Here is a 20,143-nt window from a genome sequence, read left to right on the forward strand (position 1 = left end):
AAACCTTTCTTAAAAAAAGATGCGCAAGAGGACCACCGATATGAAATAGGTGAGAAGACCGAAGGCGATCGCCGAACTTGCCGCATACTGGAGGATATCCAGCCGGTTTCCTTTTCGGTGTCGCGCCAGATATCCACCCCAGATCGCACCCGCGACAATGCCCGCGATTACCAGCATGACTTTTTCTCCGTTCTTGTTCTCTTGTTGCACCGGTGTGTGCCGACCAGATCTGCAGCCAGTCCCACGGCCCAAGTAGTGAAGATGAGAGCCAGCAGCGCCCAGTCGCCGAAGCGCGCATAGAGGGTTGACGGATGAGCAGAGGGCAGAGCCGCATCTATGACACCGGTTTCTCCGTTGCCGAGCCGCGCGACGAGGTCACCGTTTGCGTCGATGATCGCGGAGATCCCTGTGTTTGCGGCCCGGACGATGGGAAGCCCTTCCTCGACAGCGCGCATGCGTGCGGAGGCGAGGTGCTGCTCCGGTCCAATTCTGGTTCCGAACCAAGCATCGTTGGTCGCGTTGAAAATCCAGTCCGGCCGGAACAGGTCGTCGACCACATGCCCTGGGAAGATGATCTCATAGCAGATCGCCACGGCGACCAGCGGCACACCCGGAAGCGCAAGCGTTCGTGGGCCCGGTCCGGGCGTAAAGTCGCCCAGCCCCGCCGTGAGCCGCTCGATCGGCAACCAGCCGCGGAATGGCACATATTCGCCGAAGGGTACGAGATGGTGTTTCGCGTATCCGGTCAGGATCTCGCCGGTCTCGTCAAATGCCTGAACCGTGTTGAAATATTGGATCCCATCCTCACTCCGTACACGGTCCGGCACCCCGGTGAGCAGCACGCTGCCTTCCGGTAGCGCAGCGGCAATGCGGGCCTGCGCCTCCGTATCCTCATCGAGGAAACCCGGAAAGGCGGTTTCCGGCCAGAGAAGAACGTCGAAATCGCCGCGCCGGGTTGAAAGCTCAAGATAGCGCGCGAAGGTCGCCTCGCGGTTCTCGGGCGCCCATTTCTCCTCTTGTGGAATGTTGCCCTGGACGATGCGCAAATCGACACCGGGTGGCTGTTGTGCATCCGACTGGAGGCGAAGCGTGCCGACAGCCCACATCGTCGCTATGCTGGCCAGCGCCATGAGCGAAATGGTCAATCGTTGCCGCCCGGACGCCATGGCAGCCGCGCCGGGGAGTACCGCAACGAACACGGTGAGAAAGCTTAACCCATAGCTTCCGACCCAGGCGGTGGGCTGGCGAAAAGCGGCGTAATCGACCAGAGCGTAGCTGGCGAGGTTCCACGGAAGTCCTGTCAAAACGTGACCTCGCAACCACTCGGCAGCGGTCCAGGAGGTCGCGAACAGGAGGCAGGCCAAGAGACTGCCCATGGCTCCGCGCCGCGCGATTTCGGCAAAAAGCGCGGCGGCAATGGCTGGGAAAATCGCGAGACCTGCGGACAATCCCGCGACCGCCGGGATCGCCATCGTCCCAAACCGCTCGGCCTCGACGTAGAAACTTTCCGCGATCCACGAAATCCCGAAACCGAACTGGCCAAGACCAAACGCCCAGCCGACGAGGAAAGCGCGCCCGAAGGAGAGATCGCGAAGACCGACAAACAACGCGGAATAGGCAATGGGAACAAGCAAGAGAAGCGAGAAAGGCGGGAAAGTCAGAACGGTCGTAAGCCTTCGGCGAAGGCCGTGGGCGCGCCGTATTGATCAGAGGGGTTTGGGTGCGGCTTTTGGTTTACGCGGCTTCGGTGCCCATTTTTTGGCAAGACGCTCGAAGCTATCGAGGATGCGGCCGATCTCTGCCTCATCCGGGTCGAACTGTCCCCCATACCATTCCAGCATCTGGCCGTGTTCTTCGTGCTTGGGGTCGGCGATGGCGTCCAGGAAGTCCGCGTAACCGGGGAAGCCGCCGACGTCTTCCGGCGGACAAGCCCCTATGGCCCTGACGAGGCGCGGATAGGTGGCGCCCGCGATAGAGCCATCGATTTTCTCGATCTTGATCACGTGGTGCCAGTTGTCGCCAAAGTCATAGATGTAATGGATGGTCTTGGTTCCCACATCTTCGATCACGTCAAGCAGGCTGGTTTTGCTGGCGGGCATCGGGCCATCGTAAAAACCATCTGGATCTGGCACGCCCCAGCCGCTGCCGCCGGCCCTGAACTCATACAGGTGACTGTCGGTCCATCCCATGGCAGCCTGGATCACATCATGCAGGCGGTTCAGCTTGATCTTGAGGGGCACATCAAAGCGTCGAAGCACCTGAGGCTCGACATCGGACAATGTGACCTTGATGCGCGCGACCAGCGTCATGCAGCAATCCTCTTCAATTCCATGGCGGCCTTCCAATTCCAGGGCAACAGCTCTGGCAAGCGAGACACAGGCATATCGGGCAGTCGCGCCAAGACGTCTGCCATCCATGCCTGCGGGTCAATGTCGTTCATTTTTGCCGTGACGATGAGGGTATACATGAAGGCTGCCCTGTCGCCACCGCGTTCAGACCCTGCAAAAAGCCATGACTTTCTGCCCAATGCGATCCCTCTGAGCGCCCGTTCGGCGGCATTGTTCGTGAGGCAGAGGCGCCCGTCATCAAGGAATGCGGTGAAGGCTTCCCAGCGACCTGTGCCCTCGAGCATGTAGTTGATCGCCTTGGCAACAGGGTTGTGCTTTGACATCCGAGCCCGCTCGGCCAGCATCCAATCATGCAGATCATTGACCATCGGCGCTACCCACTGCTGGCGAGCTTCATGACGCGCTGCATCTGACAGGCCGGTGATGTCACGCTCGGCCGCAAAGATCGCATCAATCCGCGTCACAGCGTCCAGCGCGATGGGCGAGATTTCTTTTGCTACTTTTTTACCCTTGCGGGCTATGGCCTTGATGTCGGCCAGTTCAAAGAACTTGCGTCTTGCGTGGCTCCAACACAGCGCACTACGGACTGGGCCCGGACTACGATCTGCGAGATACAAATCATTGTAGCCGCCATACACGTCCGACTGAAGAACACCGTGCCATTCGGCCAGATGCCGTGTCGGGTGTTCTTTCCGGCGATCTGTTGAGAAGTGGAAGAGTGCGGCAGGTGGCGCACCCCCATCCCAGGGTCGATCGTCGCGCACATAGGTCCACAGTCGCGCCGTCTTTGCGCCACCACGCGCCAGTAGCGGCACGGTGGTATCGTCACCATGCAAACGGCCAGCATCCAGCACGTGGCGCGCGATTAACGCATGAATGGGGGTCAGCGCCACACAGGCATGGCCGATCAGATCAGCCAAGGTGGACAGGCTCAGATCAACTCCCTCCCGTGCAATGCGCTCGGATTGCCGGTTCAACGGTTGATGTTGTCCATACTTGTCGAAGGCGATCATCGCGATCAGTTGCGGCCCGGCCCAGCCGCGCGGAATGGCATGGAACGGGGCCGGCGGTTGGCTGATCTTCTCGCAAGCTCGGCAAGTGAACTTCTCGCGGACCGTCTGGATCACCTTCCACTGGCGGGGGATCACCTCCAGCGTCTCGGTGACATCTTCACCCATCTTTACGATCCGGTCCGAGCCACAGCAGGTGCAGGCGGCAGGTGCTTCGACGACAACCCGCTCGCGGGGCAAGTGATCGGGGAACGGTTTGCGCACGGGCTTGCGTCGCGTGAAGGCACGCACGGCGCTCGCCTTGTCCGCAGCCTGCTCAGCCGCCAGCGCATCCTCCGTTGCGGCCGCTTCCAATTCCTCAAGCTGCAATTCCAGCTGATCAATCAGCCGCGTGCGACGCTCGGAGGAAATGCCGTATTTGTCGCGCCGCAGCTTGGCGATCTCCAACTTTAATTCTTGGATCATTGCGTCCGTGCAGGAGGCCAAGGCGCGGGCCTGCGCCAATTCGGCTTCCGCAGCCTGCGCTCGGGCGGTCTGCGCGGCAAGTGCAGTGCTTAATCTGGCGATTTCGGAAGCGGCGTCGGACATGGCAAATATTTACCACAGAAGCTGTTAAACGCCAATAAAAACAGGCGTTTCAGCACAAATTATCCAGCCGCTTTGGGTCTTTGTGTCCAGCGTGGATTACGCCAATCGATCCCCTCAAGAAGATAGCCCAACTGCGCCGCAGATATAGCAACAGCCGTCCCGTCTTGGCTCACCGGCCAGATGAACTTCCCCGCTTCAAGACGCTTCAAATATAACGACATGCCCACCCCGTCATGCCAGAGCAGCTTCACCAGGTCACCCTTGCGGCCTCGAAAGCAAAATATCTCACCCGCATGCGGATCACGCCCAAGCCCCTGTTGCACTGTCAGCGCCAAAGTGTTCATGCCTCGGCGCATATCCGTCACACCGCCTGCAATCCACACCTTCGTTCCAGCCGGAAACGCGATCATGACCGCACCATCAAGCCGTTGAGCAGATGCGCAGCAGCTTCCATGTCAAAACCTGACGGGATCGCCACACGACACCGCGGGCCAAGATCAATAGTCATGACAGGAACTTGTGGCGCTGGCGCAGTGTCAGAGCCATCAGAAGCATCTTCGATCTTCATAACCCGCAAAAATTGCGGGCCAGAACCAAGCAATCCATTCTTATGGCGATAACGCCAATCGTAAAGCTGAGACCGCGAAACATCATGGCGTCGTGCAACCTCAGCCACTGTCACGCCGTCGCCAAAGCTTTCCTCAACGATCCGGACTTTCTCGTCATCCGTCCAGCGGCGGCGACGGCCGGTATCAGAGACCGACAAAACTTGAATGCGGGGGGTGTCTTCGTGTGCGTCCATAAGGACACTCGATAAACGATCTCACAGCCCAGCAGCCAGACGGCCCTCGGCGGAGGTTTACGAACGGTCAGCGCCCCGGCGACGAAACCAAGCGTCATCCGCGAAAGAAAACGGTGGCGCAGAGCGATGCGGTTCAGAATTTCCGGCTTCACGACTTGATCGAACGCCGCGCGCTGATCCATGCCGCGGCGAGCAAGAGCCCCACGCCACTGACGACAAATACATCGGCCAAGTTGAAGGCAGGCCAATGTGTTGTGCCAATGTAGAAATCGAGAAAGTCTGTTACAGCCCGATACCGCACACGATCGATGACATTGCCCAGGGCTCCGCCAATGATCGCGCCATAGGCAAGTGTTTCGACCGCATTTTCGGCGCGAAACAGCATAACCCCTAGCCAAACACAGATGGCAAGAGCGAGAGCGATTAGGCTCCACCACGGAGCGCCGCCCAGCATCCCGAAAGTCACGCCGTCATTACGATAAAAGACGAGGTTGAATCCCGGAAACACGGAAATCCCGGCGCTTAAAGTGGCGGCATTCGCAACAACAATGGCTTTGGTGATCTGATCAATCGCGAACGCAGCAAGTGCTGCGAAGACGCCGATCATCGGAGATACCTTGTTTAGTGACATTGCCTCATCCCAACCAGACATCAAGGAACAGCATCAGAACGAGCCCGACTGCGAGACCGAGCGTCGCCCTGTTCTGATGGCCGCTGCGATGGGTTTCGGGGATGATTTCGTGGCTGATGACGTAGAGCATCGCTCCCGCGGCAAAGGCCAGTCCCCATGGAAGCAGCGGTTCCGACAGTGTGATGATCCCGGCCCCGAACAGGCCGCCAATCGGCTCGACCATGCCCGTTAGCGCCGCGATGCTCCAGGCGCGCAGCTTCGGATATCCCTCGCCCAGCAGAGATACAGCAACGGCCAATCCTTCGGGCGCATTCTGAAGCCCGATGCCGACAGCAAGCGGCAGACCGCCCTCTATACCTCCGGATCCGAAGCCGACCCCGACCGCGAGGCCTTCGGGGAAGTTGTGGATCGTGATCGCGATGATGAACAGCCAGACCCGCCGCAGAGACGCCGCTTCGGGCCCTTCGCGTCCTGTCTTGAAGTGCTCGTGCGGCAGCTTTTCGTTCATCAGCGCGACAGCCCCCATGCCCAGAAGGATCGAGACGCATACGATGGCCGCAGGCATCGCGCCGTTTTCGAATATTGGCTCTGCCGCATCCAATGCCGGGATGATCAGCGAAAAGAACGAGGCTGACAGCATGACACCGGCGGCGAAGCCGAGCGACAGATCGCGCGTGGCCCGAGACGGGATGCGCCCGAACAGCACGGGAGCTGCTCCGACTGCTGTGAGCGAACCGGCGGCGAGACTTCCGAGAAAGCCGAGCGTTATCGGAGACAGATTTTCCATGGGCGGGCCAGATTATCCTTCGGCGTAGCTCGAAAAGACTTCCGTCGACCCGTCCTTGCGGATGAGGAAGACATCATAGGCCTCGCGGTCGTCTTCTGGCCCCATGCCGGGCGAGCCGTAGGGCATCCCCGGAACGGCGAGGCCGACGGCGTCCGGGCGCTCCTCGCGAAGGCGGCGGATGTCAGCGGCTGGGACATGGCCTTCGATCACGTAGCCATCAATGAGCGCGGTGTGGCAGGAGACCATGCGCTGCGGCACGCCGTTGTCGAGCTTGAAGCGAACCAGCGCCCCACCGAACATGTTCTCGCCCTTCGGCGCAAACCCGTTTTCTTCGAGATGGTTCATCCACGAGAGGCAGCAGCCGCAACCGTTCGTCTTGCGGACGTCGATCGCCGTTGCCTCTGCGAGGGCCTGTGCCGCCGGGAACAGGGCGAGCGTGATGGCAAGAGCTTGGGTCATACGTTTCATGGGTCAGAGCCTTTCGGTTGTCGTTTTGGCAATCTCGCTGCCGAGGTTTTCATTCAGAAGCGCGCGCGCCTCGGCCAGGCGGTAGAGCGCGGCGGTATCATCCGCTTCGCTCTCTGCTGCTTCGGCGAGCCGGTTGTCAGAGAGGGGGTCAGTCGGGCGCCCATCCACGAGAACTTCGTAGTGCAGGTTCGGACCTGTCGCCGTGCCAGTCGCGCCGACGCGGCCGATCACATCTCCCGCCGCAACGCGTTGGCCTTGTGCCAGGTCTTCCGGCACGGCGCTCAGATGCGCGTAGCGCGTCATGGTGTCGGAGCCGTGCAAGATTTCGACCACGCGACCATATCCGCCGCGCCAGCCGATGAAATTGACCCGCCCCGGTGCCGTCGCTTGAACCGGTGTCCCACGTGCCGCTGCGAAATCGACGCCGGTGTGCATCCGGACGTTGCCAAAGACCGGATGCGTTCGGCGCCCGAACACCGAGCTGAGGCGCGCACCCTCGACCGGCTGTGCGAAGACGCGCAGCACCTCGCCATCGACGTAGATCGTCGCCTGACCGCTTCCGTCGTCAGGCCATACGATCTCATAGAGCGAACCGCCGATCTCCAATGCCGCGAAGGCAAGATCGGGTTGTCCGATCCTGTCCTCGCCGACCCGCGCCTCGCGCCAGAGAAGCCTTAGTGTCTCGCCACCGGCCATCTCGCGGCGGAAATCCACGGTCCCACCCAGCATCTGCGCAAGGTCCACCGAAAAACGGGCGGGTATGCCGGCTTCGTCGAGTGCCGCGAAGATCGAGCTGTCGATCACGGCTTCGCCGGCAAGGGTTAAGATCTCCGGATCCGGAGCCACGACCTGCGTGGACAACTGCTCGCCGAAAACCACCTCGATCCGCACTCCGTCCTCGACGGCGAGTGAGACGATGCGGGGGCTGCCGTCCACGGTCGAAGCGACAGTGACCGAGTGCCCAGGCCGCAGCCGTCGCAGATCGTATTCCGCGCCAAGCGCGAAGGCAACTTCGGCTCTGTCAGGTGCCGCAAGTCCAGCTTCGGACAGCAAGAAATCGAGCGTCTCGCCAGGTGCAATGTCGCGCGACCACGTCGACAACGGTGGCTCGATCGCCCTTACCGGCCTGTCGGCAAACGCGACCTGCAGAAGGGGTAGGGGGCCGAGGTCGGGTGCATCCTCTGCCCATGCCGTCGCGGGCAGCGTCACGAGGATGTCAACGTTTCTAAAGGCTTCAGGACCTTGGGGCATCCAGCCACCTGCCTGAGCAAGTTCCGGTGGCGCGGGTTCTTTCGACATGAAATCAGAGATGGCGATAGCCGCTCCCGAAACCGTCCCCGCAATTGCGACACAAGCCGCCAAAGTTCTGAGCCTCATGTCGCCCCCTCCATTTCTTCTGCCAGCGCGCGGCGAATTTTCGGCACCGCGAATTCTCTGGGTTCGTGATAGTCGATCATGGTGACGAACCGCCCAGAGGCTGCGAATAGGAAGACGCTCGCGGTGTGGTTCATCGTGTAATCGCCGCTTTCCATCGGCACCCGCACGTAGGTGGCGCGGAAGCCGTCCGCGACGCGCGCGATCTGCTCTTCCGGTCCCGTCCAGCCACGTATCCCAGGATGGAAGTAGCCGACATATTCGGCCATCGTTTCGACAGTGTCGCGCTCGGGATCGACCGTGATGAAAACCACGTTCATCTCGTCGGCCTCGTCTCCCAGATCGTCGAGCCATCCCGAAATGTCCGAGAGCGTGGTCGGGCAGACATCGGGACAGTAGGTGAAGCCGAAGAACGCCATCGTCGGGCGACCGATCAGGGTTTCTGGCCCGACCGCGTTGCCCTCATGATCCGTCAGACGGAAATCCATCTCGGTCAGGGCGACAGGCCGCTGCCAGACAGGTTCCGGTCCATCGACCTGCCACCAACCGACGAAGAGCATCAGGGCGACCGCCCCGACACCAGCCGCGCCGTACCCCAAGATCGCCCGTCGCCGCATCAGTCCTCTGGCCCCCGCGCGGCTATTCCGAGGATCGGCACCTCGACCGTCACTTCGCCTCCGTCGTCGAAAAGCAGGGTCAGCGGAAAGGTGTCCCCTTCCGTCATCGGTTCTTGTAGCCGCATCAGCATTGCGTGCAGGCCCCCCGGTTCGAGCGCGACGCTCTCGCCCGGGGCGATCGCGATCTCCCCCGCCGGGCTCATGGAACTTAGACCTTCGGCATTTGTCTTCGTCTCGTGGATTTCGGGCATCATCGCGAGCGGTGTGGCAAGGCCGGTCAGCGTCACTGGCTCGTCGCCAGTGTTGCGGATCGTCATGTAAGCGGCCCCGGGACGGTTCATCCCGATGGAGGCGCGGGACCACGCGTTCTCGACGACAACATCCTCGGGTCCGGCCAGCGCGGGCGCTGAGAACCCTCCAAGGGTCAAAAGCGCCGCCAGTGTGCTGGTCAAAATATACTTTTTCATCGTTCTGATCCTGCCCTTTCCATTCAGCTTTGCGCGGCAGCGACTTCGGCAGCCACCAGACGACGCAATTCTGCCTCTCCGAATGGATCGAGCGGCATGCCGTTCACGAAGAATGTGGGCGTCTGGCGAATTCCCACGGTCTCGACGTCAGCACGATCCTGGTTCAGGATCGCCACGACATCGGGTGCCAGCATTTGCGTGCGCGCGGCCTCGGCATCGAGTCCGGCCGTGGCGGCGATCTGAAGGATTAGGCCAGGCGCCGGGGCACCGTGCGACGCCCATCTCGGCTGTTCCCGCAGAACGGCCTCAAGCACCGGCACGTAAACGTCCTGCATGCGCGCCGCCTCGAGCACGCGGATCGCTTCCTCGGATGCCGCGCCGTGGAAGGGCGTGTAGCGGATCACGACGCGGACAGCATCCCCATGCTCGGCCATGATGTCCTTCACGATGGGATGAAAGGCGCGACAGGCCTCGCAGGCCGGATCGAAGAATTCGACGATCGTGACGGGCGCCTCCGCAGGTCCGAGGATGGGCGGATCATCGCCTCAGCAAGTTCCGGAGCAACAGGCTCCGCTTCGGCCACCGGGCCGGGGCGGGTTGCAAACCAGGTGGCTCCGCCGAAACCGGCGACGCCGAGGGCGAGAACGGACAGGATCAGGCCGCGTCGGTTCATGTTCGTGTGTCCTTCAATGAAAGGGCCGACAGCGCCCCGATCAGCGCGAAGGCGACGAGCGCCATCAGCGGGATAGGGACGCCGAAGACCAGTTGGTTGTCATCGGTGCAAGAGGGGCCGGTGGCCGTGCAGGGCTGGATGCGTTCGGGAACAAGACCGACGTACAGCCCCATGTGCCACAGGGCGACTGCGCCGCCGCCAAGCGCCAATGCGATGCCGTAGCGCCCCACACGGCCGTCCCGCCACCACAGGCCCAGCCCGAGGATAATGGCCAAGGGGAACATGAAGGCGCGCTGGAACCAGCACAGCACACAGGGCGTCTGCCCCAGCACCTCGCCGATAAAAAGCACGGCAAGCGAGGCGACGAGCGCGATGATCCACGCCAGCCCGAGGGCTGTTTCTCCGAACATACGGTTCATGTCGGTCAAATCCTCTCTTCCAGATCGGCGAGGATCTCTTCGGCGGAGGTGCCGTAGGGCCACGAGTCGGCGAAGCCTGCCTCGGGGTCGAAGAGGAACAGATGCGACGTGTGGCCCATGGTGTACCCATCCGGCGCTGCGGCCTCTTCGACGCGCTCAAAGAAGATTGGAAACGTCTCGGACGTGGCGGCGATCTGTTCCGGCGTGCCCGTCAGCCCAATGATGCCCGCATCGAACAGCGGGACGTATTTGGCGAGTGCTGGGGGCGTGTCTCGTTCAGGGTCGATTGTTATGAAAATCGGCTGGACCTCGGCGGCATCGTCGCCCAGACCGTCCATCACCGCCGCGACCTCAGATAGGGTCGTCGGGCAGACATCGGGGCAGTTGGTAAAGCCGAAAAACACCAGCATCCAGCGCCCCGCAAAGTCCTCCTCGGTTTGAACCATACCCCGGTGATCTGTCAGTTCGAATTCAGCGAAAAAAGGCGGCTCGGCGTCAGTTCGGGCGCTGTCGGCACGATAGTCAGACCAGAGCAAAAGCCATACGAAGGCAAGCGCTGCCACGCCTGCCAAAACCCAAAGAAATTTCTGTGCCGATGTAAGGGACAATCCTGTGCGCCTGTTTGTGATTCTTATTGCATGTGCGGATACATCCTCTAGCCGCTAGAGGTTCAAGCACGAAATCATGGTATAGCTTGAACTCACGCGTCTGTGAATCCGGCACTTGTTTATTCCGACGGCAAAACCTACACAAACTGTATCTTTTTCATGGAGGCGAAAATGCTCACGATCGGTACCCTGTCAAAGAAGACCGGCACAAAGGTGCAGACCATCCGGTACTACGAACAGATTGGGCTCATGCCCGAACCTGGCAGGACCGAAGGCGGACAGAGGCGCTACGACAATGCACAGCTCGACCGACTATCCTTCATCCGCCATTCGCGACAACTCGGTTTCTCGCTCGATGCGATCCGCGAGCTGCTCGACCTCAGCGACCATCCCAACCGACCCTGTGACGAAGCCGATGCGATCGCGCGCCGGCAGCTCAAACAGGTGGAGCAGCGCATGGCCCGCCTGAAGGCGCTGCGCACGGAACTGAAACGCATGGTTCACGAATGCAGCGGCGGGCGGATGGGAGATTGCAAGGTGCTTGAGGTGTTGCGGGACCATTCGGAATGCCTGACCGAGCACGAGGAAATCGGGGCCTGAAGGAATTCAGCCAACATTCCGGCTGGAACGCAGATCAGCCGCAGAAGTTAATGTGTCGTACAACACAAGCTGGAACCACAAAATGGCCGCTAGACAAGATTCAATGGAGAGACGGACGCTTTGGATCGTTCTGGCGCTCAATATCGGTTTGGCCGTGGCCTTTTTCGCAACAGGCGCCTTCGGCGACTCAAGTGCCCTGATCGCCAACGGGCTCGATAACCTCTCCGACAGCTTCGTCTACGCGATCAGCCTTTTCGCTTTGTCCCGATCCGACAAATGGAAACGCGGGGCGGCGAATGTTTCCGGTGGGCTGCTGATCCTGTTCGCTGCAGGCATCCTCTACGATGCGTGGCGCCGCTACATCGGCGGGTCAGATCCGCTCGGGACGATCATGATCGCCATGGCCCTGATTGCTGCGGCCATCAACGCAGTCTGCGTCTGGCTGCTCGCTAAGCTCAAGGATCCGGACGTCAACATCCGCGCGGCCAACACCTTCAGTTACAACGATTTCGCCGCGAACCTCGGAATCGTCGTGGCCGGTGGCCTCGTCGCCTGGCTAGGAACCAACTGGCCGGACCTCGTCGTCGGCGTGATTGTCGCCGGGATCGCGGCCTGGGGAGGTATCGATATTCTGCGCGACGCACACGGCGAACACCACAAATCAGTTCATACGGGAAAGTAAATGCGGGAGATTCTTTCTGAAAGAAAGGATTGAAGCTACAGTGACTATAGCAATTAGTCTTGTTCCAAGACGATTCGAGGAGCGACCCGTTGCAGATGACCGACCCCCTACTTGTACCCACCAAACTACTGAATTTTGATGCCGCGCCTCTTGCGCATCTAATTGAGAACCGCAGCTGGCGCGGCTTATCCGAATACGATCAGATCGGAGCTGCCTATGATTTCGTTCGGAATGAAATCGCGTTCGGATACAATCGAGCTGACGACATCCCCGCATCCGAAGTGCTTTCCGACGGCTACGGGCAGTGCAATACCAAAGGCACGCTCTTGATGGCGCTGCTGCGTGGTGTCGGCATTCGTTGCCGGTTGCATGGGTTTAAGATCCACAAAAGCTTGCAGCGCGGTGTTGTCCCTAAGCTGGTGTATCCGCTTGCTCCGCAGGAAATTCTCCACTCATGGGTAGAGATCGAATATCAAGGTGCCTGGATCAACCTTGAAGGCTTCATCCTGGATGACGCTTTCCTCAATGTCCTGCAAACGTCATTCTCGGACACAGAAAGTCTCTGCGGTTATGGCGCGGGCACGGATTGCCTTGGCGCGCCTCCCGTTGCCTGGAACGGAGAAGATACCTACATTCAGACAACCGGCATCGTGCAAGATTTCGGCGTGTTTGATACGCCGGACGCCTTCTATTTGTCCCATGAGCAATCCTTTGGATGGCTGCGTGGTGCCCTTTACCGTCATATCATACGCCACTGGATGAATGCGCGCGTACGTGGTTTCCGCAGCGGCCGCCTCAAGACTGACCGACGCGCGACACACGCGCATGAGGAGCCTGCCAATGCCGCATGACCATGGGCACGCGCATATCGATCCGGATTCTGGCGATCGGCGGGTTGCCATCGCCATCTGGGCAAACGGGCTACTTACCGTTGCGCAAGTCGTTGGGGGCATATTCTCGGGCAGTCTGGCACTGATCGCCGATGCGCTGCACAACTTTTCCGATATGGCCTCGCTTGTCATTGCCTTCGCCGCACGCAAGATCGCGCGCCGCCCGGCCGATGAGCGCATGACCTTCGGCTATGGCCGGGTCGAAATCGTCGCGGCCCTGATCAACTACACCACCCTCATCGTGATCGGCTTCTATCTGATCTACGAAGGCGGCATGCGCATGATTGATCCACCCGAAGTCATGGGTTGGACCGTCGTCATTCTCGGTGGAATTGCGCTTGTGGTCGACACGCTGACCGCAATGCTGACCTATTCGATGCAGAAGGGCAGCGTGAACATCCGCGCGCTTTTTCTGCATAACCTGTCGGACGCGCTTGCTTCGGTCGCGGTTATCGTCGGTGGATCACTGATCATCCTTTACGACATGCGTTGGGTTGATCCTGCCATCACCATCGGCATCGCGCTCTACATCCTGTATCTGTCTTTCACTGAAATAGGCGGCCCAATCCGAACCCTGATGCTCGGGAGCCCGCCGGACATCGACAACGAGGCCGTCGTCGAAGCGATGCGGAAAGTCGAAGGCGTCGCCGACGTCCACCACGTCCATCTCTGGCAAATGCAAGAGCACGAGGCTGCGCTCGACTGTCATGTCGTCGTGGCAGCCGAGGGGTGGTCGAAGATCGAAGAGATCAAGAGCGCGATCAAGAAGCGGCTGAAGGAAGAGTTCGGCATCAGCCATTCCAGTCTCGAATTTGAGCACGAGGATCGCGCTCATCAGAACGCCGATCTCTACGGTCACTGACCTGCCCCCCGCTGGTCCCTCGCTCATGACGAGAGTCTGCGGGTTTGGTCTTGATAGTCGTCGGTTTCGTGCTGGGCAAGCGCGCCGGGCGCGGAGCCCTCAAATTGCTCAAGCGTCGGGCGCGCTTCGACCGGTGTTTTGTTCCCGAGCGATGAGTGTGGCCTGACGGTGTTGTAATCGTAACGCCAGAGCGCCAGCTTCCGACGGGCGTCGTCCAGGGTGTCAAATATCTCCTCGTTCAGCAGTTCGTCACGCAGGCTGCCGTTGAATGACTCGATAAAGGCGTTCTGCTGCGGCTTCCCTGGGTCGATATAGTGCCACGGAATTGCGTTCTGATCGGCCCACCTCAGAATGGCCCGGCTCGTGAACTCTGTCCCGTAACACGTTCGGAATAACGCTGATTGAGAGGCTATGATCGCCTGCGCAGCCTTCAAATAGCGCAGCAGGTGGTTATAGCCGGGCCTCGGGTCCCTACAGTGGTTTTGTACAAACCACACCGTAAAGGAGACCGACTATGACCAAGATCATTGTTGCACAAGATGCCCCTGTTTTGGTGGCTATCGACATCGCCAAGGCCCGGCATGAAGTTTTGATCGCTATTCCAGATAAGAAACGGCGACGTCGCTTAACAGTTTTGAACGAACTCGCCGACTTCAACCGCCTCGCCACCGCACTTAAGGAATACGGACGCCCAGTTCGTGTGGCCTTTGAGGCGACTGGCAATTATCACCGTGCCTTGGCTTACCATCTGGCAACTTCTGGCTTTGAGGTAAAGCTGGTGTCCTCAGTGGCTTTGGCGCGGACGCGCGAAGCCCTCAATAACAGCTGGGCTAAGAATGACCCAAAGGACGCGCAAGTGATCCTGCATATGATGGAGATCGGAAACGAGCAATATTACCACGACCCTCTGGTATGCGGCACGAATGACATTCAAGAGTTGTCCAAAACCCACGATATCGTCTCCAAGTCGAAGACTGAACTTTGGCACCGGGTGTTGACCCATTATCTGCCGCTGTACTTCCCTGAAGCGGATCGGTTTTACCGCAGCTCACGCAGTGATTGGTTCTTTGCATTCCTTGAGCGTTATCCATCACCACATTTGATCACAGCGATGGGCAAAGCCGCTTTCACCGCTGATGCTTGGGGACGTCATTGGGCGCAAGGTCGCGAAAAGAGCGTTTGCTTGCAGATATTTACGAGACAGCTAAGTCTTCAGTGGGGTTGCCGGTTGCCCCAGATTCTGATGCGATCAGAATGTTCCGCTTGGTTCTTGGAGAAGGCCGCAGTCTCATTGCGCAACGCAATCAAATTGAAGATCGCGCCGTCGCGCTGCTCAAAGATCTGCCTGACTATCAGTTGCTGACATCAATCCCAGGGATCGGCCCGATCAACGCCCTGACCATCCTGGCAGAAGCTGGCGACTTGCGCCGCTTTGGGCACCACCGGCAGTTCTTGAAGTTCTGCGGAATGGACCTCGCTACAATCCAGTCGGGTACATTCCGGGGCCAAACCAAATTGTCAAAATACGGGAATGCCCGCTTGCGCCGCACCCTGTGGATGGCTGGTCAGGTTGCCATTCTGCAGCGGACCAACAGCTTCCGCGATAAGTTCGAGCGCTACATCGCACAGGACCGACAAAACACCCATTTGCGCCGAAAGGCGTATTCCGCAATCGCCGCCACCCTTTCGGGACATTGCTGCGCAATACCCTGTCGGGCAGTGAATGGCCCGTACTGTTCACGGGATCATTAAACATGGCGAGCCCTATCGCCCCTTCTTTGAGGGGTGATCGATCGCAGAAGGACCTTTCTCTGTAAGGGCCGTGGAGGCAGGCAACTGACCTCGTAGATAATGTTTAGGCCTTCTGTGTTAGCGACCCGATGATCTCGTCTTAAGGACGGTGAGAGCCGCAAAAGCGTACTCTGTGTTTGTTATGGGAGAGACTGTCGTTGACCAAATCGCCAAACTGAGGCACTTTCTGAACGTGTCGAGGCACCTCGACATGACAATGACCTGATGCCAAATCAGCCAATCATTCCGCGCATAGGACGTTGTCGCTGACTATGCATCCGGGTTTACCGTAGATCCGCACCAGCGCATCCAGCTCACGCGCAACACGCGCGCCGGAGATGCTGGTGTCAGCAATCAGGCACAGGTTTTCGCGGCTGCAATCGTCTATCACTGCCAGGATGCGGAATTTTCGGGATGGGCCGAAGCTGTCAGCCAGGAAGTCCAGAGACCAGCGCGCATTGGGGTACGCAGCCACCGGCATCGGGGAGCGCGTTCCACGGGCCCGCTTGCGGCCGCGCCGCCGCTTCACTGACAACCCTTCTTCCCGGTAGAGCGGATACAGTTTCTTGTGGTTCATTCTCATGCCCTTGCGCTCAAGCAACACGCCAATCCGGCGGTAGCCGAACCGGCGCCGCTTTCCGGCGATCTCCTGCATCTCCTTGCGGATCTCAGGGCAGTCCGGCGGGCGTTCGCGCCGGATTGTCTTTGGGTCGACACCGACAAGCCGACAGGCCCGGCGCTGCGAGATGCCGTGATCCCGCAGCGCCCTGAGCGCCGCCTCTCGCCGCTTGGTCAGCGTCGTCAGTTCTTTCCCAGAAGATCCTTCAGAACCACATTGTCCAGCATCGTATCGGCCAGCAGCCGCTTCAGCTTGGCGTTCTCGTCCTCCAGCGCCTTCAGCCTCGAGGCCTCCGACACCTCCATGCCGCCATACTTGGACTTCAGCTTGTAGAACGTTGCCGGGCTGAGCCCGTGCCTGCGGCACACCTCCGCCGTCGGCATGCCTGCCTCTTGCTCCTTGATCATCCCAATAATCTGCGCCTCGGTAAAACGGCTCTTCCGCATTCGTCTACTCCTTCAGGGTTGGGCAGACTCTACATCATGGTGAGGGATTTCGCGGGGGGCAGGTCATCACGGCAACGCAAGTGAAAAGGAGAAGACCAATGTTCAAGGAAACGCTGACCGAGCATGATGATGTCATCGGGCTCGTCTGCGAAGGCAAGTTGACAGAGGCAGACTTCAAGAAAATGCACGCGCTGCTTCATGAACGTCTTGGAACAACCGATAATCCGGGTCTGGTTCTCGACCTTACAAGTTTCGAGGGCTACGAAGAGCCTTCGGCGATCTTGGAAGATCTGAAGATCGACACCGCCCACGTGAACGATTTCCGTCGTATAGCGGTTGTCGGAGAACGTAGATGGATGGAATGGGGCGCACGGGTGGTCAACCTACTGACGGGCTCCGAGATGCAGTGGTTCGAATCCAGCGATACCGAGTCCGCACTTGCGTGGGCGCGTGACGGGTAGCCAACGATTCTGCAAGAAAAGGACTAACTGAATTGGATATGGAATAATGCTTCTGGCGGATCCGGACCTACTACGTAGCGACTTTAACCGGGTACTGTGTGCCGATGTGCGATTCGAGTGAAATGACATCCGCCTCAAGATCGTGAGGCTACAGGGACATCACGTCCAAGTTACAGAATATCGCTTGACCTCCCCTTACTGGAAGGTTGTAAAAACTGTTTATGTTCCGCGTTTTTCGCCTTGTTTTGATTCTCATGCTGACCTTCGGTGCAGTGACTGCGCCGGATGTGTCGTCGGCCAGTATGTCGGTCACGGCTATGGCGCAGATGGACCCCTCCGAGAGCGCGGATGGCCGTTGCGGCGGGTGCTATCCCACCGGATTTGCTGAGGGCACTGCCTGTGAAGGTGGGTGTCCTGTTCCTTGCGGCTCCAGCGGTACTTCTGGCCTCCTTGCCAATATGCCGTCAGCGCGGCTCACGAGGCCTTTTGGTACTGCCGTCCGGGGTGCCGAACCTCTGATCTCACTCGGCACGAATCCGTCGCTTGATCCATTCCCTCCCAAACTGCCTGTCTGAACCTGAAACCGGCCTCGCCTGCTGCGAGGTCTAATTGTTGCCTTGGCCGAAGCTGGCTGAGTGCGACCCTTTCAGATCAAGGCAAATGCGATGATCCTCCACAGACCGATTTCACGAAGGCACGTGCTTCGCACAGGTGCCGCATTAACAGCCCTATCCGCTCTGTCACCTGCACGAATGGCGATGGCCGATCCAACTGGGGACCCATTCGTCCTACGCGCGGCATCCGGACAGGCCGCCCTGCGCCCGTCACCATACGGCCCGACTAATGTCTGGAGCTATAACGGGTCCGTCCCCGGCCCTGAAATCAGGGTCCGGCAGGGCGACCGAGTGCTGGTTTTGGCTCAGAATGGGTTAGATGAAGGGACCACAATCCACTGGCATGGCATCCGCACGCCCAATGCGATGGACGGAGTGCCGTTCCTCACGCAGGACCCGATCCCGGTTGATGGCGATTTCCTGTACGAATTCGATGCACTGGATGCGGGCACGTTCTGGTATCACCCGCACCAGCGCAGTTCGGAACAGGTCGGACGTGGACTCTACGGGCCGCTGATCGTCGAGGAGGTGGACCCGATCCGCGTGGATCGTGACCTGACCTGGATGCTGGACGACTGGCGCATGACGCGGGCGGGGCAGTTGTCGGATGACTTCGACAACCGCCACGACGCGATGCACGGCGGTCGTATCGGCAATTCCGTGACCATCAACGGCCAGATACCCGAACGCATCGCGGTGCAATCCGGTGAACGCATCCGCTTGCGGCTAATCAACGCGGCGAACGCGCGGATATTCGGGCTGGATTTTGGAGATTTTGAACCAGTCGTCGTCGCGCTGGATGGCCAACCCGTGACCCCTCATGCACCAGATGGCGATATCGTTGTGATCGGCCCTGCCATGCGTGTCGATCTAGTGATCGACATGACCGGCAAACCCGGAGAAGTCGTCACGGTCACCGATGCCTTCTACGAGGGTCTCGAATACCGTCTGGTCGATCTCGCCTACGGGCCGGACAAGTTGCGGGACAGTGTACCGGATTGGCCGATGGACCTGCCGCCCAACCCGCTGGCGGAACCGGACATGGCGTCGGCCGCGCGACATCAGATCGTCTTCAACGGCGGAATGATGGGGCAGATGATGATGGGCGGCGGCATGGGGTCAATGATGGGCCAGATGCGCGAAGGAAACATGTGGTTCATCAACGGCGAAGCCGCGACGGGTCACATGATGGACCCCTTGCTGGTCCTGCCGCTCGGCACATCGCATGTGTTCGAGATGGATAATCGCACCGCCTGGCACCATCCGATCCATTTTCATGGGCATTCGTTCCGTGTGATCGCCCGCAACGGACAACCGACTCGGTATCGCGAATGGCAGGACACCGTCCTGATGGCACCCGAAGAACGGGTCGAAATCGCCTTCGCCGCGGACAATCCCGGTGACTGGATGTTCCATTGCCACATTCTGGAACACCAGGCGGCGGGCATGATGGGCGTCATCCGTGTCGAACCTGGCACGACCAAAACCTGAAACTCACACACTTAGGACCATGAAAATGAATGAACCGATAAAGAAGATACTTGGATTTGCCAGCCTCGGCACGGCAGGTGCCGTCGCCGTCCTTGCGATGAGCCTGACTGCCGCGCCTGCCGCGGCGCAGGAGGTCACGCTCTACAAGAACCCACAATGCGGATGTTGCGAGGGTTACGCGGACTATCTGCGCGAGAACGGTTTCACGGTGGAGGTGAAGCCGACCCACGATCTGGCGCAGATCAGCCGCGATGCGGGCATCCCGGATGACTTCCAAGGCTGCCATACAGGCTTTTTGGACGATTACGTCATCAGCGGCCACGTGCCGATTGATGTCGTCAACAGGCTGCTGGAAGAGCGCCCGGAAATTGCCGGTGTGACTCTTCCCGGCATGCCATTGGGGTCGCCGGGTATGGGCGGCGCGAAACAGGAGCCCTTCAAGATTTACACCGTCGAGGAAGGTCTGAGCCCGACCGTATATTCGGTCGAATGATCAATCGCGCGGTCTGGTGCGAACCCGTGCCAGACCGGTTTCAAGGGAAAACAAAGGATGGAATGCATGATGATGGACGGTGGAATGATGGGCGGCGGCATGATGATTGCGATGGGCCTCGTCTGGTTGCTGATCGTGGGTGTGCTGGTGCTCGCGGCGATCGCCTTGGTCAAATACATCCGTTCGGACAGCGGAAAATAGAAATGTGCCAGAATGCGGATTGAGGGTGCCAGCAGCGGCGACAGCCTGTTGTCGATGGGGTTGGTCTGGGCGCTTTGCGTCCTGCTTGTCCTGTCGTCGCTCGCGGCACTCATCGTCCTCTGTAGGTGGCTCGTAACAAGAAGGCGGAAACTTAGTGAAAAACACGATTAGGCTCTCGGCTGTCCTGCTCGCCACAACGGT

Annotated in this window: 21 protein-coding genes and 5 pseudogenes; 9 read left to right on the forward strand and 17 right to left on the reverse strand. The window is 59.6% G+C overall.

The features are described from left to right. Positions 1 to 9: 9 nt before the first annotated feature. From C1J04_RS19470 to C1J04_RS17885, 15 genes and pseudogenes are all read right to left on the reverse strand, one after another. On the reverse strand, positions 10 to 177 hold the full coding sequence (locus tag C1J04_RS19470) for a hypothetical protein (protein WP_174226640.1): 168 nt from the start codon (positions 175 to 177) through the stop codon (positions 10 to 12). Next, positions 168 to 1,667: pseudogene (gene lnt, locus C1J04_RS17820) on the reverse strand (apolipoprotein N-acyltransferase); the annotation flags it as partial. The gene C1J04_RS19470 and the pseudogene lnt, both read right to left, overlap by 10 nt. Before the next feature lie 39 nt (positions 1,668 to 1,706). After that, positions 1,707 to 2,309: a plasmid pRiA4b ORF-3 family protein gene (locus C1J04_RS17825; protein WP_114865388.1), complete on the reverse strand. Its 603-nt coding sequence runs from the start codon at positions 2,307 to 2,309 to the stop codon at positions 1,707 to 1,709. Next, positions 2,306 to 3,946, reverse strand: coding sequence for an IS66 family transposase (gene tnpC, locus C1J04_RS17830; RefSeq protein ID WP_114865387.1), 1,641 nt, complete (start codon positions 3,944 to 3,946; stop codon positions 2,306 to 2,308). The genes C1J04_RS17825 and tnpC overlap by 4 nt, the downstream gene beginning before the upstream one ends. Positions 3,947 to 4,005: 59 nt before the next feature. Continuing rightward, positions 4,006 to 4,356 carry an IS66 family insertion sequence element accessory protein TnpB gene (gene tnpB / locus C1J04_RS17835; protein ID WP_072630505.1) on the reverse strand — a complete coding sequence of 117 codons (351 nt, stop codon included), beginning with the start codon at positions 4,354 to 4,356 and terminating at the stop codon, positions 4,006 to 4,008. Next, on the reverse strand, positions 4,353 to 4,748 hold the full coding sequence (tnpA, locus tag C1J04_RS17840; RefSeq protein WP_114865386.1) for an IS66-like element accessory protein TnpA: 396 nt from the start codon (positions 4,746 to 4,748) through the stop codon (positions 4,353 to 4,355). The genes tnpB and tnpA overlap by 4 nt, the downstream gene beginning before the upstream one ends. A 148-nt stretch (positions 4,749 to 4,896) precedes the next feature. Then, on the reverse strand, positions 4,897 to 5,355 hold the full coding sequence (gene lspA / locus C1J04_RS17845) for a signal peptidase II (protein WP_037941767.1): 459 nt from the start codon (positions 5,353 to 5,355) through the stop codon (positions 4,897 to 4,899). Positions 5,356 to 5,383: 28 nt separating this feature from the next. After that, positions 5,384 to 6,166 carry a ZIP family metal transporter gene (locus tag C1J04_RS17850; RefSeq protein WP_037941766.1) on the reverse strand — a complete coding sequence of 261 codons (783 nt, stop codon included), beginning with the start codon at positions 6,164 to 6,166 and terminating at the stop codon, positions 5,384 to 5,386. A gap of 12 nt (positions 6,167 to 6,178) precedes the next feature. Next, positions 6,179 to 6,634 carry a DUF411 domain-containing protein gene (locus tag C1J04_RS17855; protein WP_037941765.1) on the reverse strand — a complete coding sequence of 152 codons (456 nt, stop codon included), beginning with the start codon at positions 6,632 to 6,634 and terminating at the stop codon, positions 6,179 to 6,181. 3 nt (positions 6,635 to 6,637) lie between these two features. After that, the gene (locus tag C1J04_RS17860; protein ID WP_114865718.1) at positions 6,638 to 8,011 is read right to left on the reverse strand and encodes a M23 family metallopeptidase; all 1,374 of its coding nucleotides are present in this window, start codon (positions 8,009 to 8,011) and stop codon (positions 6,638 to 6,640) included. After that, positions 8,008 to 8,625: an SCO family protein gene (locus tag C1J04_RS17865; protein WP_114865719.1), complete on the reverse strand. Its 618-nt coding sequence runs from the start codon at positions 8,623 to 8,625 to the stop codon at positions 8,008 to 8,010. Before C1J04_RS17865 ends, C1J04_RS17860 begins: the two co-directional genes overlap by 4 nt. Beyond that, on the reverse strand, positions 8,625 to 9,092 hold the full coding sequence (locus C1J04_RS17870; protein ID WP_114865720.1) for a copper chaperone PCu(A)C: 468 nt from the start codon (positions 9,090 to 9,092) through the stop codon (positions 8,625 to 8,627). Before C1J04_RS17870 ends, C1J04_RS17865 begins: the two co-directional genes overlap by 1 nt. Positions 9,093 to 9,115: 23 nt before the next feature. Then, a pseudogene (locus tag C1J04_RS17875) lies at positions 9,116 to 9,765 on the reverse strand (DsbA family protein). Next, positions 9,762 to 10,184 carry a disulfide bond formation protein B gene (locus C1J04_RS17880; RefSeq protein WP_114865721.1) on the reverse strand — a complete coding sequence of 141 codons (423 nt, stop codon included), beginning with the start codon at positions 10,182 to 10,184 and terminating at the stop codon, positions 9,762 to 9,764. The pseudogene C1J04_RS17875 and the gene C1J04_RS17880 overlap by 4 nt, the downstream one beginning before the upstream one ends. A gap of 5 nt (positions 10,185 to 10,189) precedes the next feature. Next, a complete protein-coding gene (locus tag C1J04_RS17885; RefSeq protein WP_114865766.1) occupies positions 10,190 to 10,756 on the reverse strand; it encodes an SCO family protein in 567 nt (188 codons plus the stop codon). Positions 10,757 to 10,963: 207 nt separating this feature from the next. On the opposite strand from C1J04_RS17885, the gene C1J04_RS17890 reads away from it, so the two are divergent. The 4 genes from C1J04_RS17890 (at position 10,964) to C1J04_RS17905 (ending at position 13,826) form a co-directional block, all read left to right on the forward strand. After that, positions 10,964 to 11,392, forward strand: coding sequence for a MerR family transcriptional regulator (locus C1J04_RS17890; RefSeq protein WP_037941862.1), 429 nt, complete (start codon positions 10,964 to 10,966; stop codon positions 11,390 to 11,392). Positions 11,393 to 11,495: 103 nt separating this feature from the next. Continuing rightward, complete coding sequence (locus C1J04_RS17895) at positions 11,496 to 12,074, forward strand: cation transporter (protein WP_114865722.1); 579 nt, start codon at positions 11,496 to 11,498, stop codon at positions 12,072 to 12,074. A 95-nt stretch (positions 12,075 to 12,169) separates the two neighbouring features. Continuing rightward, a complete protein-coding gene (locus C1J04_RS17900; protein WP_114865767.1) occupies positions 12,170 to 12,925 on the forward strand; it encodes a transglutaminase-like domain-containing protein in 756 nt (251 codons plus the stop codon). Further along, positions 12,915 to 13,826: a cation diffusion facilitator family transporter gene (locus C1J04_RS17905; protein ID WP_114865723.1), complete on the forward strand. Its 912-nt coding sequence runs from the start codon at positions 12,915 to 12,917 to the stop codon at positions 13,824 to 13,826. Before C1J04_RS17900 ends, C1J04_RS17905 begins: the two co-directional genes overlap by 11 nt. 23 nt (positions 13,827 to 13,849) lie before the next feature. On the opposite strand, the pseudogene C1J04_RS17910 reads toward C1J04_RS17905, so the two are convergent. Then, a pseudogene (locus C1J04_RS17910) lies at positions 13,850 to 14,203 on the reverse strand (integrase core domain-containing protein); the annotation flags it as partial. Between the two features lie 137 nt (positions 14,204 to 14,340). Between C1J04_RS17910 and C1J04_RS17915 the strand changes: the two are divergent. Then, a pseudogene (locus C1J04_RS17915) lies at positions 14,341 to 15,615 on the forward strand (IS110 family transposase). 261 nt (positions 15,616 to 15,876) lie between these two features. Here the strand turns inward: C1J04_RS17915 and C1J04_RS17920 are convergent. Further along, positions 15,877 to 16,682 (reverse strand): annotated as a pseudogene (locus C1J04_RS17920) (IS3 family transposase); the annotation flags it as partial. 98 nt (positions 16,683 to 16,780) lie between these two features. On the opposite strand from C1J04_RS17920, the gene C1J04_RS17925 reads away from it, so the two are divergent. From C1J04_RS17925 to C1J04_RS19715, 4 genes are all read left to right on the forward strand, one after another. Further along, the gene (locus C1J04_RS17925; RefSeq protein WP_114865724.1) at positions 16,781 to 17,143 is read left to right on the forward strand and encodes an STAS/SEC14 domain-containing protein; all 363 of its coding nucleotides are present in this window, start codon (positions 16,781 to 16,783) and stop codon (positions 17,141 to 17,143) included. A 665-nt stretch (positions 17,144 to 17,808) separates the two neighbouring features. Then, positions 17,809 to 19,248 (forward strand): multicopper oxidase family protein, encoded by a 1,440-nt coding sequence (locus C1J04_RS17935; protein WP_114865726.1) that lies wholly within the window; start codon positions 17,809 to 17,811, stop codon positions 19,246 to 19,248. Between the two features lie 37 nt (positions 19,249 to 19,285). Next, positions 19,286 to 19,741, forward strand: coding sequence for a DUF411 domain-containing protein (locus C1J04_RS17940; RefSeq protein ID WP_114865768.1), 456 nt, complete (start codon positions 19,286 to 19,288; stop codon positions 19,739 to 19,741). Between the two features lie 66 nt (positions 19,742 to 19,807). After that, positions 19,808 to 19,942 carry a hypothetical protein gene (locus C1J04_RS19715; RefSeq protein WP_009503829.1) on the forward strand — a complete coding sequence of 45 codons (135 nt, stop codon included), beginning with the start codon at positions 19,808 to 19,810 and terminating at the stop codon, positions 19,940 to 19,942. The last annotated feature ends 201 nt before the right edge of the window (positions 19,943 to 20,143 follow it).

Source organism: Sulfitobacter sp. SK025, from assembly GCF_003352105.1.
Lineage (GTDB): Bacteria > Pseudomonadota > Alphaproteobacteria > Rhodobacterales > Rhodobacteraceae > Sulfitobacter > Sulfitobacter pontiacus.

Coding starts and splice junctions, on each gene's coding strand:
- C1J04_RS17880 (WP_114865721.1), bottom strand. CDS start 10,184: ATGAACCGTATGTTCGGAGAAACAGCCCTCGGGCTGGCGTGGATCATC.
- C1J04_RS17890 (WP_037941862.1), top strand. CDS start 10,964: ATGCTCACGATCGGTACCCTGTCAAAGAAGACCGGCACAAAGGTGCAG.
- C1J04_RS17870 (WP_114865720.1), bottom strand. CDS start 9,092: ATGAAAAAGTATATTTTGACCAGCACACTGGCGGCGCTTTTGACCCTT.
- C1J04_RS17925 (WP_114865724.1), top strand. CDS start 16,781: ATGTTCAAGGAAACGCTGACCGAGCATGATGATGTCATCGGGCTCGTC.
- C1J04_RS17860 (WP_114865718.1), bottom strand. CDS start 8,011: ATGAGGCTCAGAACTTTGGCGGCTTGTGTCGCAATTGCGGGGACGGTT.
- C1J04_RS17935 (WP_114865726.1), top strand. CDS start 17,809: ATGATCCTCCACAGACCGATTTCACGAAGGCACGTGCTTCGCACAGGT.
- C1J04_RS17900 (WP_114865767.1), top strand. CDS start 12,170: ATGACCGACCCCCTACTTGTACCCACCAAACTACTGAATTTTGATGCC.
- tnpC (WP_114865387.1), bottom strand. CDS start 3,946: ATGTCCGACGCCGCTTCCGAAATCGCCAGATTAAGCACTGCACTTGCC.
- C1J04_RS17865 (WP_114865719.1), bottom strand. CDS start 8,625: ATGCGGCGACGGGCGATCTTGGGGTACGGCGCGGCTGGTGTCGGGGCG.
- tnpB (WP_072630505.1), bottom strand. CDS start 4,356: ATGATCGCGTTTCCGGCTGGAACGAAGGTGTGGATTGCAGGCGGTGTG.
- C1J04_RS17850 (WP_037941766.1), bottom strand. CDS start 6,166: ATGGAAAATCTGTCTCCGATAACGCTCGGCTTTCTCGGAAGTCTCGCC.
- lspA (WP_037941767.1), bottom strand. CDS start 5,355: ATGATCGGCGTCTTCGCAGCACTTGCTGCGTTCGCGATTGATCAGATC.
- C1J04_RS17905 (WP_114865723.1), top strand. CDS start 12,915: ATGCCGCATGACCATGGGCACGCGCATATCGATCCGGATTCTGGCGAT.
- C1J04_RS17825 (WP_114865388.1), bottom strand. CDS start 2,309: ATGACGCTGGTCGCGCGCATCAAGGTCACATTGTCCGATGTCGAGCCT.
- C1J04_RS19715 (WP_009503829.1), top strand. CDS start 19,808: ATGATGATGGACGGTGGAATGATGGGCGGCGGCATGATGATTGCGATG.
- tnpA (WP_114865386.1), bottom strand. CDS start 4,748: ATGGACGCACACGAAGACACCCCCCGCATTCAAGTTTTGTCGGTCTCT.
- C1J04_RS19470 (WP_174226640.1), bottom strand. CDS start 177: ATGCTGGTAATCGCGGGCATTGTCGCGGGTGCGATCTGGGGTGGATAT.
- C1J04_RS17855 (WP_037941765.1), bottom strand. CDS start 6,634: ATGAAACGTATGACCCAAGCTCTTGCCATCACGCTCGCCCTGTTCCCG.
- C1J04_RS17895 (WP_114865722.1), top strand. CDS start 11,496: ATGGAGAGACGGACGCTTTGGATCGTTCTGGCGCTCAATATCGGTTTG.